This is a genomic window from Polaribacter staleyi (assembly GCF_038024045.1).
GTDB classification, from domain to species: domain Bacteria; phylum Bacteroidota; class Bacteroidia; order Flavobacteriales; family Flavobacteriaceae; genus Polaribacter; species Polaribacter butkevichii.
On sequence record NZ_CP150665.1, the window covers coordinates 1,834,705 to 1,849,424 of the forward strand.

The window sequence follows — 14,720 nt, forward strand, 5'->3', positions numbered from 1 at the left end:
CCTAAAATCTTCCTAAGTAAAATGATTAATTCAATAAAAACAATGTTAAGTGGAAGATGACTGATGCTATTCTTTTAAAGGATTGCCCTCCTTATTTAAAGACCCGGATTTTATAATAATTAATTTATTTAAATCTATATGTTTTGATATGGCTGTGTTAACTTGATCTAAAGTAACAGCTTCAATATCTTTAGAATACTGGTCTATATAACTTGGTTCTAATCCTCTTTCTACAAAGCTTAAAAGAGTACCTGCTAAACCACCTGTTGTAGAAAGACCAACTTTAAAACTTCCTGTCAAATTTGTTTTTTTAGCAGCCAATTCTTGCGCTGTTACACCTTCTTCTACCCATTTTTTTACTTGAACCATGGTTGCATCTAACCCTTTTTGAAATAAATTAGGGTTAAAAGAGGCATTAACATACCAATAACCATCTGCATAATTATGACCAGAATGACTTGCATTGATACTATAAGTTAAGCCACCTTCGTCTCTTACAGTACGCATAAGTCTCCCAGAAAACCCACCACCTAAAATACTTGTACCCATATAAAACGGTAAAAAGTCTTTATCCATTCTTTGAATTCCTGTATACTGTCCTATATACATTTCTGCACTTGGTTTTTGAGGAATGGTAACCACTTTAGTTAAAGCATTTGCTTTTGTTGAGTTTTTAAAACTAGCCTTAGCTTTAACTCCTCCAGTCCATCCTTTGAAAGCAACTTTAAGAGCTTTATATAATGCTTTAGTATCAACATCACCAACAGCGACTAAATGCATGTCTTTTGAACCAAAATAGGTTTTATGAAACGCTTTTAATTCATCTAATGTTACCTTATTTAAATTATCAATAGATGTTTGAATATCAGTAGAATAGTTAGGATGTCCTTTGGAATATAAAGCTTGGGAAAGCGCAATTGAGCCTTGAGTACCTGGATCTGTTAATCCACGTTTCATACCTCCCTCGTTTTGCTGTTTTAGTAAGTTAAATTCTTTCTCATTAAATAAAGGAAATCTTAACTCTTCAGCTAATAAAGTGATAACGTCGTTTAAATCTTTCTTTAAGCATTTAAAACCTATACTTACCTTATGAGTGCTAGCATTAACTCTTAATGTAACGCCAAGTTTTTCTAATTTTTGAGAAAATTGAAATTTATCATTTTTCAGCGTCCCTTTACTTAGCATTTGCGCTGTTAAGGATGGCACCATTTCATTACCTTTAGTATTTAAATAATCTCCTATAGGAAAACTTGCTGATACGGTTAAAAAATCTTTTGCACCTGTTTTGGCGGTAATTACATCAATACCTGCAACATTTTTTCTTGTAAATTTTTCTCCTTTATCAGATATTTTAATGGTTTCGTATGCAGAAGTGATCTCTGCAATTGCTTCTTCTGCTACTACATTAGAATCCGTATGACAGTCATCATTTACATGCTCAGGATTTCTGTAAAAATATTTAAGATCATTATGAAACATAAAATTTGCAGGCTTTTGACCTACTACCTTATTACCTCCTGCCACTTTTGGGACAAAATATCCCGTTGTGCTTTGGTCTTCTAATAAATACATATTTGCCACACGTTTTACATCTTCTGCTGCAACTTTACTAAGTCTTTTACTTCCGTAAACGTAGTCTTTCCAATCACCTCCTGCGATGGCTTCATTTAGTTCTCCTGCAATATTACCTGAACCATCTCTTGAAAAAATGGTTTGTGCATTTAGCTTTGCAACAATTCGGTCAACATCTTCTTGAGTTACACCATTATTTTTTACTGTAGTTATCATCTCAAGTAATTGTTTATTTATCTCTTCATGATCTTTATCTGGAGTAATCCCCAAAGCAACAGTAAATAATCCTACTTCTTTAAAATTGGAAGCACTTGAATAGCCAAAAAGCGCCATACCTGTATCTACAAATGTTTTATTAAGTATAGAAGATGTTCCAGAACCTATAATTTGACTTAACACTTGTAGTGCAGGTAGATCTTGATGCATTCTACCTGGTATTTTGTAACCTACAGATACGATGCCTTGTTGACCAGGTTTTTTAATAATTATTCTTCTTGGACCTAATTGAGTTGGCTCTGTTGTATATGGTTGTGGCATTTCATTTGGTGCCTTAGTAATTTTACCAAAATACTTGTCAACTAAACTAAAAAGTGATTCTTTTTGAAAATCGCCAATAATGGTTAATGTTGCATTATCTGGCCAATAGTAAGTGTCATAAAAATTTCTTAATGTTTCTATAGGCATATTTTCAATGTCTGAACGCCAACCAATGGTGTTATGATGATAAGGATGTGCCATATATGCTGTAGCCCATATTTCCTTAATTAACAAACTATTTGGGTTATTTTCACCACGTTCAAATTCATTTCTAACAACCGTCATTTCTGCATCTTTATCTTCTTTTAATAATAAAGAATTTCGCATTCTATCTGCTTCTATATGAAGTGCAGTCTCAATATGGTCACTAGGAATGGTTTCATAATAATTGGTTCTGTCATACCAAGTAGTGGCATTCATTCTTGCTCCAATACTATTTAATTTACTATCAATTGATGTACCTTTTCGTTTATTAAACGTAGGTGTTCCTTTAAAATTTAAATGTTCTAATAAATGTGTCGACCCCGTATTTCCAAGCACTTCGTGTTTAGAACCAACTCGATAAACAATTTGCACTGTTACCACAGGAGCCGAATTATCTTGAACCAATAAGATATTCATTCCGTTAGGTGTGTATAAATATTCTTCTATCCCCTCAAGCTCGGTCACTTTTTTAAATTTTGATGCAGTATCTTGTGCATCTAAGAAAAAAGACGTCAATACCATTAAAAGCATAAAGACGTGAGTTTTTAAAAACGTTTTATTAGTCATTTTGATTATTATTTTTTAGTTATTCATTTATATAATCATAGAGTCAAAAATCTTAATTTGCCCCTATTAATTAAATGTTAAATTCATATAAATTATTCTACTATTAATCTGGATTTCTATCCATAAATGTCAAATTAGTATGGATGCCAATTTTTCATTGAAAATGTTTTAGATCTTTAACTCCTTAAATAACTCAATGAGTTTCTCTTCTGAAGGTCTTGGCGCATTTGCTTTAACAATATTACCTTGTGGGTCAATAAGAATAAATTGAGGAATACCATTAATTTTATAATTGTTGACAAATGATGTATTAAAATCGTTATCTGAAATTATTTGTGTTCCCTGTAGTTCTTTATCAACAATCATCTTTTTCCACTTGTCTTTGTCTTTTTGTTTATCAACAGAAAGACTAACAAAATGAATGTTTTTATCATGATATTGTTCTTCTACTTTTTTAAGAAAAGGAATTTCGTATTTACAAGGTCCGCACCATGTAGCCCATACATCAATATAAACATACTTACCTTTTAAATCGTCTAAAGAAGTTGTGCCTCCAGCATAATTTTCGAAATTTTGAAATTTAGGTGACGGTTGACCAGCATCTAATACTTTTAAGTCTTCAAATAAGGCTTTTACGATTGATTTATGGTTCTCATTGGTAGAGGCATTTAAAAAATCTTTTAAATCTTTATCTTTATCCTGAGACATTGACAAATTCATTGAAATATTTTTGTATAACTCCATATTTCTAATGGTTACATTGTTAATTTCAGATAATGATTTTGCCATAGCTTCAGGATAAGGCAATGAATCTTTTTGATAATACCCATATGCTTTTTGATTAATATTATTACCTACTATTTGTTGGTAATCTTTAGAGTGTAAATAATCTTCACCATTATCAAAAGACAGTTCTAACAGTTCTTTTTTAAAATTATCAGAAGCTTTAAATGCTCTATCTTTGTTTAGATAGCCATACATTCTTTCATAATTTGCTTTTTTTAGTAACCTACCATAATTAATGGCTATCATTTCTTTAGATCTAAAGCTTTCAGGTACATCTTTAATAGTGCTAAGTTTATTTTCTAAGTCTTTTTGTAACTCTAAAGTTTTCGATTCAAAAGCAGATTCTTCAACATTGAAACTTCCTGATCTATCTTTCATGAATTCAAAATCTTTATTTGCCTTATAAGCAAAGTAATTATTCAGTTCAGCATGGCCTCCAGCAAATTTTAATGTGTTTGTAGGTTGTTTAGCATCCACGTTAAATTGAACTGTAGCCCCTTTAGACAAATAAGGAGTAGATCTAACCTGCTCATATCTTAAATTATATAAGCCATCTTCTTCAATAAAAAGGGTATCTAAAAAAACACCAGTATTATTAACATTTATATCTTTTTTAAAACCATTTAGCGAACTAACTTTTAATTCTCCTCCTTTAGTATTGTTAATATTTCCGGATAGAATAACATAATTGACAGCTACTTCTTTTTTACAAGACCAGAGCACAAAAAACACTAAGGCAATTGTTACTATTCTTTTTTTCATTTGGTTATATTTTAGTCTCGAAGTATGATTACTTCTTTAATTTTTTTAATTTGTTGACAAAGACCTCTTTGGGTATAAGATTAACGCTGTTTTTATGAAATACAAAAAACTAGAATTACTTATAACTTTAAAGTCTTAGTTTGTGTTTCTGGCAGAAAACAATATGTAAATTACACATAGGGTAATACAAGCCACCTGCAATAGTAGCATCAATGCTATGATTAAATAGCTACTTATACATTAGCAACAACAATACACACCCCACTAACTAACAAGGTCTTAAAGTTTAAAACAAAAGAGTTGGGTTTTAATCGAACCCTTTTTCAACTTTTATTTATTGTAACTAACTATAAAATTTAGTTTAACGAAAGGTGTTACTTTTATTAATGGCCAAATAGTTCTTTTAGTTTATTATCTAATTCTGATTTTTTAGGATTTCGAAGGATTATTTTTTCATTTTCATCCATTAAAAACGTAGTTGGCAAAAACGGAACTCCATATTGGAGCGCAACAACACCATATTTATGATTTTCCCCAGTATCATTTAAATGCATCCATGGTGTTTGATCTTCTTCAATCGCTTTTCTCCATTTTTCTTCATCATCGGCTGTTCCAATCCCAACAATTTCAAATCCATCTTCTTTGTATTCTTTGTATAATTCTTTTAAATGTGGAAAAGAAGCTCTACATGGCACACACCAAGATGCCCAAAAATCAACTAATTTGTACTTGGCATTTATTTTAGATAGTGCTATTTCATTTCCATTTACATCATTCAATTTAAAATCAGGAGCAATAGAACCTTCTCCTAAGGCCTTAAAAATATCATCATACGTTTTTTCATAATATTTAAACATAGCTGTATGTTTAGCAGCACCTTTAAATATTGGATATATCTCTTTCATTTCCATCTTAGACATGCGTCCTTCACTAAACTGAAAACCTAAAACCCAAGGTGCTACTGCAGATTCTGGGTGGTCTTTTGCATATTGAATCATAAATGATCTTCGTTCATTTTGCTGTTGGCTTTGCAAATCACTAAACTGAGCACTCCATACTTGAAATGCTTTTATTTTAGCATCATCTTTGGACTTATAAGCTTCGTCCATTTTTGGTCTTATGCTTTTTAAAACTGCATATTTCTCCTGATTCATGATACTGTCTATTTTCGCTTGCTGTACGTCATATATTTGCTCTAATGCTGAACCTGTAACTTTTGCTTTAAGTCGACCACGATCTGACTCTGATGTATCAAAATTTAAAGTAATTTTACTGTTCTCTAAAAAAATTTCACTGTGAAATTTTTCACCTATCATTATAGTTACACGATCGGGATGCTCAACAATACCTTTAAAATCAAAAACACCGTTTGTCATTCTAGTGCTATCAATAATTTTAGGTTCAGCTCCTCTATCTGCAAAATTAAACTCTACCAATTTTACTGTAGCTTGCTCTAAACCTTTAACAGTTCCGGTAATCGTATAGCCTACAAAAGACACTTCCTTTTTACAACTAGTAAAAGCTAATATTGCAACGAGACAAAATATGATTGTATACTTTATTTTAAATCCTAATTTCATGGTTTCTATTTATTTTGATTGATGATTTATTTTAATAATTTTTCTAATTCTTTAAAAGCTTCTTCACCCCCTCCAACAAAGCGTTTTACAATGTTTCCTCTTGGGTCAATAATAAGTTTTGTTGGAAAACCTTGTACGTTAAATCGATTTACAAAATTATCAGATGTGCTCTTTCTGGCACTTAATAACTGTTGCCAATTATAGTTATTATCGTTTACAAATTTTTTCACTCTTTCTTTCGTGTCTCCAGAGTTAATGCCTAAAACAACCAATTTTTCTTTATATTTTTCTTGAAAAGCTTTTACTTCTGGCATTTCTTCTACACAAGGGCCACACCAAATACCCCAAAAATCAATTAAAACATACTTACCTCTTAATGAATTGATGTTAAATTCGCCACCATCTAATGTTGCATTTGTTTTTATAGAAGGTACAGGAGAACCTTCTTTGGTATTCTTAATACCCGCTATTCTAGTAGCTATATTTTTATAGTCTTCGTATTCTGATAAATCTGTTGATAAATCTTTAAACAAGGCTTCAGCTTGTATTTCATCAATTTGCCTTCTTCGTAGTAAATCATTTAAATACCAAGTAGCTCCCAATGATTTAGGGTTGCCTTTAATATGCGCAATAAGTTCCTTCGTATTCTGTTTAAAAATACTATTTGCCTTTTCTTCTTTTTCTTTTATGACCAATGAATCCTTTTCATGTGTATTAGCTACCGCAATATTTCCCATTTTGTTATAGTTTGGAAATGTTAGTTTATTGGCTGCAGCTAAAGCATCATTAAATTTATCGCCACTAGGATACGCGTTCATAAAATCTGTAGCTTCTCCAGAAACCTTAATATCTGCTCCAGGAAAGGCATAAAACATAAAATATGCGCATTTAACAGGAAAATACCCCATGCTATCAGCTGGTATCTTAAAAAGTTTTTTATCTGGTCCTCTGAAATCTGGATAAGCAGTAATAAGTGTTAGTTTTGAAATAGTATCAGAAAAATGAATTTTACCATTTAAAACCTTAATAGTATCTGCGGGAGTTTCTCTTGTATATTCTTTATCTGGGTGTCTAAAGAACAAATTACCCGATAATCCTTTTATTTCTCCAGTTAAAGTAAACTGATTAGGATGTTTTTTTTGTGTTGTACAAGCTACCAAACACAGTAACCCCAATAACATTATTGCTATTTTCTTCATTTTATTTATATTTTGTTATAATTAACTTTTTACTTTTAGAATGTACTAATTCATTACCATCAAACTGCTCTATGAGAAAAGTCTAAAGTTTTATGAACGAAACTCCTAAGTTTTAAAAATAATATAAGACTCACTAAACCTTTCTATAATCTGTTATATCTCTTTACACCACATTGCAGCATAAAATATAGATAGCTTTAAGAAGAGCTATTATTTAGTTAAAAAAGGCTTACTTAGTATTTAAATAAGCCTTTATTTCTTCTAATATTGATTTTGTTTTAAAATACCTCCAGAGGTAACAATATCGTTATTGGGTATTGGTCTTGCATACCCATGTGAGTTTTTAGGTAATGTATAGACCTGTACAGATGAACTGCCATCTACAGCAAGTTGAGAATAAGGATAAAAAGATCTAGTTAAATTATCTACATCATCAGATGCATCATCATTAGAATTGTATCGTTTTAAATCATACCATCTTAAAACAAAAGGCAACTCTCTTCGTCTTTCATTTAAAATTTTAGTTAAAGCTTCTTGTTGCGAACTAGCAGATAAATCGATAGCGCTTGTTGGGGCACTATTATCCATTCTTGTTCTTCTTAAAATATTAGCCATTGCTAAACCACTAGCAAAATTTCCTTTTCTAACTTGACATTCGGCAACTATTAAGTACATTTCTGGTACAGAAGGGCCAGAAATTGTTCTGCTACTACTTCCTACAACATCAGTATAACCTGTTTGGCTAAACAGCGGATTATCAATACCATCTGCTCCTCTTACATAAGAGTGATTTTCAACCATAAAATATTGAAACCTTAAGTCGTTGCTTTGATCGTATAAGTTTAATAAATCATTAGATGGATATAATTCCCCGAGATTATTAACCATTTCTCTATCATAATAAAATTCTTCCCAAATGTATTTATCTTCGCCACCAGAAAATCTCCCTAAGAAATTAGGGTATAACAATGTTGCTGTTTCTGTAGTGCTAGGGTCTCCATCTCTTTCAATATTCTGTATTTGAGAAACTAGATTTACATCTGTGTTAAGGTTTCTTAAGGTATTATGTTCATCAAGAGAATTTTGCGCATATTGTTCTGCTTTGTCATAATCATGAAGTGCTAAATAGTATCTTGCTGCAAATGCATTAACAGCAGCAGTACTAGCTCGCCATATTCTCTTATACCCATTTTTTTCCTCTAATCTACGCGTTATCTTCAAGGCTTCTTCAACATCTGAAGTTATAAAATTGTAAGTCTGTTCTAGGCTTACTCTTTCTAAAGATTCTTCAAAACTTGTGCTTACTTTAATAGGCAACCCCAATTCAGATTCATTCCCTTTTAATGCCAAACAATAGGTGTTTGCTAATAAAAAGTAACTATAGGCGCGAATAAAATGAGCTTCAGCTTTTAAGTTTGCTTTATCATCTGCATTTCCCTCTACCAAATCCAAGGCTTCTAAAACTAAGTTTGCTGTGAATATCTTTTCCCATTCACCTTCCCAAATATGAAATTCTGAAAATGCAGGGAATTCATTATTCCAGGTGGCATCATGAATTAAAGAAATATTATACTCTTGAGGATCTACATCAAAATAATTACTATTAAGTCCGTAATCATCACTTGCAGCAATTATTTCATTTGCATTTTCTGCAACAAAGGTATTTCTGTCATTTAGTAAACCCTCTAAATCTTGTACTGTTGATGGTATTACCCCATTAGATTTAGATGGTGCTTCGTCTAAGTATTCTTCGCATCCAACAAAGAATAATACATTTATTAAAATTAATAATATTAATTTATATGTTTTCATCTGTAAACTAGTTTAAAAATTTAAATTAAATCCAAGTGTATATAATGCTTGAGGACGAATAGAACCTCTTGGGTATTCTGGATCTTCTCCAAAATCATTAAATAAAATAGTGCCTAGATTATTACCCTGAAGGTATAATTGAAGACTGTTTATACCTAATTTATTAGTAGTACTTATAGGTAGGTTGTACGATAAATTAATTTCTTGCAGCCTAATAAGTGAAGCATCTACAATTGAATAATTTAAAAAAGGTGCAACATTACTATATCTAAAATATAAGAAACTATCTGAAATAATTGGCGCTATTTCTGAACCATCGCCCGCGTTGAGAGCTTCTGAAACGGAACTATTAATTGATCTGAATGTTTGTGATTCATAATTAAATGAGGTTCTTCTAAATTTATGACCAAATTTTCCAGCGACAATAAAAGATAGATTAAAGTCGTATATTTTAAAAGACTGTCTTGTACTTATAATGGTAGGTGCCACAGATGTACCAGAAGCTAGCATGTATTGAGAAACATCTCCAGTAGGTCTTCCTAAAAAGGAACCAAATTCACGATCTTGAGCATAATACGCTGGAGCTGCGGTACCATTAAAATCTTGAACACCTGCATATTCAAATGACCATAACGTATTGGCATTGTAATTTTCTGTATAAGCCCCAGAAGGTCCCAGAGCGCCTGTATATTCAAAACTGTTGTAAGTTGTTTTAAAGAATTTTGTTATTTCATTATCATTATGACTAAAATACATCGAGGCATTCCAAATAATGTCATTACCCTTAATTGGTAATGTAGTACCTAACTCAATTTCAAAACCTTTATTAACCATTTCTCCATTATTAATTGTAGCTGTGGTATTCCCGTTAACAGAGGGTATAGATTGCGACACAATTAAATCGGTTCCTTTTTTATTATAATAGTTAACAGAACCATTTAATTTATTATTAAATAAAGTAAAATCTACTCCTAAATTTAATTGTCTTGTTCTTTCCCAACGTAACAACGGGTTTCCTACATTGGCTACAGAAGACGTTAACTCTCCTGTTACAGGATCTGCAGTTGGATTAAGCCCTAGTGTTGGAATGGCTGATGTACTTGTATCTACATTTCCACCATAACCATAAGTTGTTCTAAAATTTAATCTATTTAACCAATCTGAATTGGCTAAAAAAGATTCTTTATGAGCTTTCCAAGCTAAACCAACAGACCAAAAAGGGTTTGAGCGTATAGATGAATCATCTGCAATTAGGTTAGATGCATCATTTCTATAATTTCCAGTAATTGTATATTTATCATCAAAGGTATAACCTAAGTTGGCATAATATGAAAAGAACCTATCTGTATCTTCCGTTAGTATGGCCTCACTACTATACCCAAAAGGGATTAAACTAAGGTTTTGATTAGCAACACTTATAGGGTAAAACCCGAGCCATTGACCAGCCCAACTTTCTAAAGTAAGAATGTTTGACGGGACATTACCTGATGATTGTAAGGTGGCTGGATTATATCCGAAGCTTGTTGGATTTATAGTTGTTTTAAAAACTCTTTCTTCTGATTGGGTACCAGCTAGAAAACTTATATGGTGCTTATCTGCAAAAGTACGATCAAAATTAAGTTGGTTTCTAAATATATATGCATTAGTTCTTGCGTTAGGTCTTGCCGCAGTACCTCTTTGTAATATACTTCCGCTTGGTACATTTTGAGTAAGAACGCCTCCTGCAGGATTAGGTGTAGTACTTTTAATTACAGCAGCCCTTACGTCATAAGTTTCTTCATTATAAATATCTTCTTGCTTGGTATCAAAAACTTCATATTGAATACTAGATGTTATATCTAAACCTTTCAAAATATCTAGGGTAAGTCCTGTTTGAATACGTGCGTTTAATCGTTTAGTACCACGATCTCTATTTTTAATCTCTGAAATTGGATTGTAAAATAAATTACCTCCATAAGGATACAAATTGGCATCTGGACGCACCTGGTTTATGGCATATAAATTATTTCTTAAATAAGATAAATCGCTTAAACTACCATCCTCTTCCATTAACATATCTGCTCTAGATAATTCTGACAAGGTTCCTAAATCAACACCATTACGAGTCTCATCATTATACTGTAACATTCCAGAAAAATTAAATTGTAATCGATTAGACAGTTTAGAGGAATTATTGAAGTTAATTAGATATTTGTTTATCTTATTGCCTTGAAAATAGTCTTTATTATCTTCATATAGTAAAGACAAACTATTAGACATTTTTTTATTGCCCCCCGAAATGTTAATATTGAATTGCTGTACCATTGGGGTTTGCAGTAAATGATCCTTTATTTGATTGCTATTATCCAAATTCACCAATCTTGCTAATTGTACATCTCTTTCTGCAAGAGAAATAACTCCAAACTGCCCGTTGTAAAATGTAGTATAGATATTTGAATAGGTATTAAAACCAGTTATACCAAATTCATCTGGTTGTCTAAACCCAGAGCCAAAATTAGTGCCATCAAACGCCAGTTTTAAATATTCAATATGGTCTTCATTTGACGCATTGTTAAGTGTGTAATCTGTATCTAACTTTGGAGAAAACCTAACAAATGATGATACCGAAACATTTAACTCTCTTGCCCTATTTTTTTTAGTTGTAACTACTATAACACCATTAGCTGCTTTAGCACCCCAAATAGAAGCTGCAGCAGCATCTTTTAAGACAGTAACACTTTCTACATCATTTGGGTTAATGGTTTCGAAACCTCCTTCAATAGGAAAACCATTTAAAACAATTAAAGGATCTCTATCTGCTCCAAGGGTAGAAAGCCCTCTAATTTGAAAACTTGTATTACCATCTGCATCTACTACACTTTGTAAACCTGCAACAACCCCTCCTAATCTTTCTGCAATACTAGATGCAGGTTTGTCTAATTGAGATTTACTTATACTTTCATAAGCTCCAGTTACTCGTTCTTTTGAAATTTCTTTAAAACCAGAAGAAATAACAACAACCTCATCTAGTTGACTAATCTCCTCTTTTAAAGTGATAGTGTATTGTGTTTCTAAAGTTACTTGTTGAACAGACATTTGGTAACCTAAACCATTAGCTACAATATAATACCCCACTTTTGCTTTTATAGAGAATTTACCGTCAAAATCAGTAGTGGTACCTCTAATAATAAAATCAGGAGAGTTACGTCTTTTAGCGGGTTCTCTATCTGAAACATAGACTGTTATTCCTGGTATTGGTAAACCCTGTCTATCAACTACTGTACCTGTAATAATTGTTTCTTGTAATTTATTTTCAGTTTTTTTAATGATTATTGTGTTTTTAGAAGTGAAATTAAGATCAAAATGACCATTAGAGAGGCTTTTTTCTAAGAGCTTATTAGCGCTTATAACACCTTTTTTAAGACTCACTTTTGGTAAATTCTTAAACATTTCTACTTGATAAATAAAAGTATAATCTGTTTGACTCATAATAAGATCAAAAACTTCATCAACAGTTACATTTTTATTTTCTTCAATTTTGACTTTAGCGTTTTGAGATAAAACATTGTTTGGTGTTATACTAAAAACGCTAAAACACAATAAGAAAATGGTTGCTTTCATAATGTTTAGTAGTAGTAGTTTCTTTCGTAGAAAGAAAAAAACGGAGGTTAATTTAAATTCCATAAATTTGCATGTTGTTAGTTAATTAAATATTTAATTAGTTAGTAATTCTAAAGGGGGGGATAAAGCCTTATACTTTGCACGGTCTAAGCTTTGTTCCTCTTACTTTTAGTTTTTTAGTATAATAGTATTATTATCTATTTCATAGTCATTAATAAAATTTGTGTTTTTAATTAGAATTAAAATATCTTGAATGCTTTGATTTTTGTTTAACACACCTTTAAAAACAACGTTCTCAAGTTTTTTGTCAACAAAAACAACATCAACATCATACCATCTAGATAAAACTTTCATAATCTCTTTAAGTGATTTGTTTTTAAAACTAAACAAGCCTCTTTTCCAAGCTACTTCAGAGTAAACGTCTACTTTAGAGACCACAAAGTCTTTGTTGTTTATATTTAAAACAGATTGCTCATTAGGTTTTAAAACTACTTTATTAGAATCGTTTTCTATCCTTACCTTTCCTTCTATGAGTGTTGTGTAAATACTATTTTCATCTTTATAGGCTTTAATGTTAAACTCTGTTCCTAAAACTTCAACTTCTTGGTTTTTAGTTAATACCTTAAACTTATCACCATTATGGTTTGTACTTGGTGATACATCAAAATACGCTTCACCATAAACCAGTTCTACTTGTCTGGTTTTTCCTTCAATAAAATTCACAGGATATTTAAGCTTAGATTCAGAATTTAACCAAACGTCTGTTCCGTCGGATAACTTTACACGGTATTGTCCTCCTCTAGGAATTGTCAAATAGTTATAAATAAGCTCTTCTATAACTTTAGGTTTTAACTTATCACTATAAACAAGCTCATCTCCATTACCAGTTACTTTATCTGTTATTATTTCATTTCCTTTTTCTAATACAATTTGCTTACCATCTTCTAATGTTAAAATCGCTTTATCATGCCCTGGAAGTATTTCATTTACAATTAATGTATCATTCTTATCTGCATAATCCTTATTTGTAAAAACAAAAAGGGATACCAATAAAGCAATAGCTGCAGCATACTTTAGTACTTTGGATAACTTTACTACTTTATTTTTAGATTCTATCCTTTTTAAAATTTTAAGTTTAGACTTCTCTTTATTAAAATTACTTAAGTTATAATCTACAGCATAATTAATCTTAATATATTCTTTAAACAACAGTTCATTCTCTGGACTTTCTATCCATAATGATAGTTTATCTAGTTCTTCTGCTGAAATAGATTTTACAATAAACTTTGCAATTAAACTTTCTGCCTTTTTATTCTTCATTTATTTCTCTTTTCTATTACACTAACGAAGCATCATTTAAATACCCTAGGTTTTTCTAAATAAAAAGTTAAAAAAAAAGAATTACTTATATTTTTTTAGCATATTTACGCAACTAAAACTAAAAATATGACCAAATCTTAATGGATTTCAAAGACAACACACTCTTAATTTTAAGCTTAAAAAAAGGCAATAAAAAGGCTTTTTCTTATTTAATTGACACCTATCACCATAGTTTATGTGTATATGCCAACAGCCTCATAAATAATCATATTCAGGCAGATGACGTAGTTCAAAATGTTTTTGTGAAGCTTTGGGAAAAAAGAAAGAGTATCAATGAAAGCTATTCATTAAAAAGTTTTTTATACAAAGCGGTATACAATGAATTTATAGATCAATACAGAAAAACGCAATCTGTTTTAAGAATTGAAAAAGTGTATGTAGATTATATAAATACGATTATAGATTCAGGTTCTGAAGAAGATAACGAAAAACTTATTTCTTTAGTAAATGATAGCATTCAGCAATTGCCTCCAAAGTGCAAACAAATTTTTGAACTTAGTAAAAGTGAAGGTTTGTCTAACATAGAAATTTCTGAATATCTTAATGTTAGCATTAAAACTGTTGAGTTTCATATTACTAATGCTTTTTCTATAATTAGAAAAAAAATTAAAAATAAAACTAGTGCCGTTTTTTTTATGTTTTTCGATTTTAAGAAATATAATTTTCTAAAACACTTAGTATAACTACATAGCAATCTTATTTTATTGTTTTCATTACTGGA

At 31.0% G+C, this 14,720-nt stretch carries 8 protein-coding genes; 1 reads left to right on the forward strand and 7 read right to left on the reverse strand.

The features are described 5' to 3' along the window. Positions 1–66 precede the first annotated feature (66 nt). The 7 genes from WHD07_RS07900 to WHD07_RS07930 form a co-directional block, all read right to left on the reverse strand. A complete protein-coding gene (locus WHD07_RS07900; protein ID WP_343330736.1) occupies positions 67–2,880 on the reverse strand; it encodes a pitrilysin family protein in 2,814 nt (937 codons plus the stop codon). A 168-nt stretch (positions 2,881–3,048) separates the two neighbouring features. Next, on the reverse strand, positions 3,049–4,428 hold the full coding sequence (locus tag WHD07_RS07905; protein WP_343330737.1) for a TlpA disulfide reductase family protein: 1,380 nt from the start codon (positions 4,426–4,428) through the stop codon (positions 3,049–3,051). A gap of 383 nt (positions 4,429–4,811) precedes the next feature. Beyond that, positions 4,812–6,008, reverse strand: a complete 1,197-nt coding sequence (locus WHD07_RS07910) for a TlpA disulfide reductase family protein (protein WP_343330738.1) — start codon at positions 6,006–6,008, stop codon at positions 4,812–4,814. 26 nt (positions 6,009–6,034) lie between these two features. Next, positions 6,035–7,207: a TlpA disulfide reductase family protein gene (locus WHD07_RS07915; RefSeq protein WP_343330739.1), complete on the reverse strand. Its 1,173-nt coding sequence runs from the start codon at positions 7,205–7,207 to the stop codon at positions 6,035–6,037. A gap of 261 nt (positions 7,208–7,468) precedes the next feature. Beyond that, entirely contained in the window at positions 7,469–9,019 is a 1,551-nt protein-coding gene (locus WHD07_RS07920) for a RagB/SusD family nutrient uptake outer membrane protein (RefSeq protein ID WP_343330740.1), read from the reverse strand. 12 nt (positions 9,020–9,031) lie between these two features. Beyond that, entirely contained in the window at positions 9,032–12,619 is a 3,588-nt protein-coding gene (locus tag WHD07_RS07925; protein ID WP_343330741.1) for a SusC/RagA family TonB-linked outer membrane protein, read from the reverse strand. Positions 12,620–12,787: 168 nt separating this feature from the next. Then, complete coding sequence (locus tag WHD07_RS07930; protein ID WP_343330742.1) at positions 12,788–13,939, reverse strand: FecR family protein; 1,152 nt, start codon at positions 13,937–13,939, stop codon at positions 12,788–12,790. Between the two features lie 140 nt (positions 13,940–14,079). Between WHD07_RS07930 and WHD07_RS07935 the strand changes: the two genes are divergently transcribed. Further along, the gene (locus tag WHD07_RS07935) at positions 14,080–14,682 is read left to right on the forward strand and encodes an RNA polymerase sigma-70 factor (protein WP_343330743.1); all 603 of its coding nucleotides are present in this window, start codon (positions 14,080–14,082) and stop codon (positions 14,680–14,682) included. Positions 14,683–14,720 lie beyond the last annotated feature (38 nt).

What these genes read in the sequence shown, in the direction of transcription:
- WHD07_RS07900 (WP_343330736.1), bottom strand. Translation starts at nt 2,880, where the DNA reads ATGACTAATAAAACGTTTTTAAAAACTCACGTCTTTATGCTTTTAATG.
- WHD07_RS07905 (WP_343330737.1), bottom strand. Translation starts at nt 4,428, where the DNA reads ATGAAAAAAAGAATAGTAACAATTGCCTTAGTGTTTTTTGTGCTCTGG.
- WHD07_RS07910 (WP_343330738.1), bottom strand. Translation starts at nt 6,008, where the DNA reads ATGAAATTAGGATTTAAAATAAAGTATACAATCATATTTTGTCTCGTT.
- WHD07_RS07915 (WP_343330739.1), bottom strand. Translation starts at nt 7,207, where the DNA reads ATGAAGAAAATAGCAATAATGTTATTGGGGTTACTGTGTTTGGTAGCT.
- WHD07_RS07920 (WP_343330740.1), bottom strand. Translation starts at nt 9,019, where the DNA reads ATGAAAACATATAAATTAATATTATTAATTTTAATAAATGTATTATTC.
- WHD07_RS07925 (WP_343330741.1), bottom strand. Translation starts at nt 12,619, where the DNA reads ATGAAAGCAACCATTTTCTTATTGTGTTTTAGCGTTTTTAGTATAACA.
- WHD07_RS07930 (WP_343330742.1), bottom strand. Translation starts at nt 13,939, where the DNA reads ATGAAGAATAAAAAGGCAGAAAGTTTAATTGCAAAGTTTATTGTAAAA.
- WHD07_RS07935 (WP_343330743.1), top strand. Translation starts at nt 14,080, where the DNA reads ATGGATTTCAAAGACAACACACTCTTAATTTTAAGCTTAAAAAAAGGC.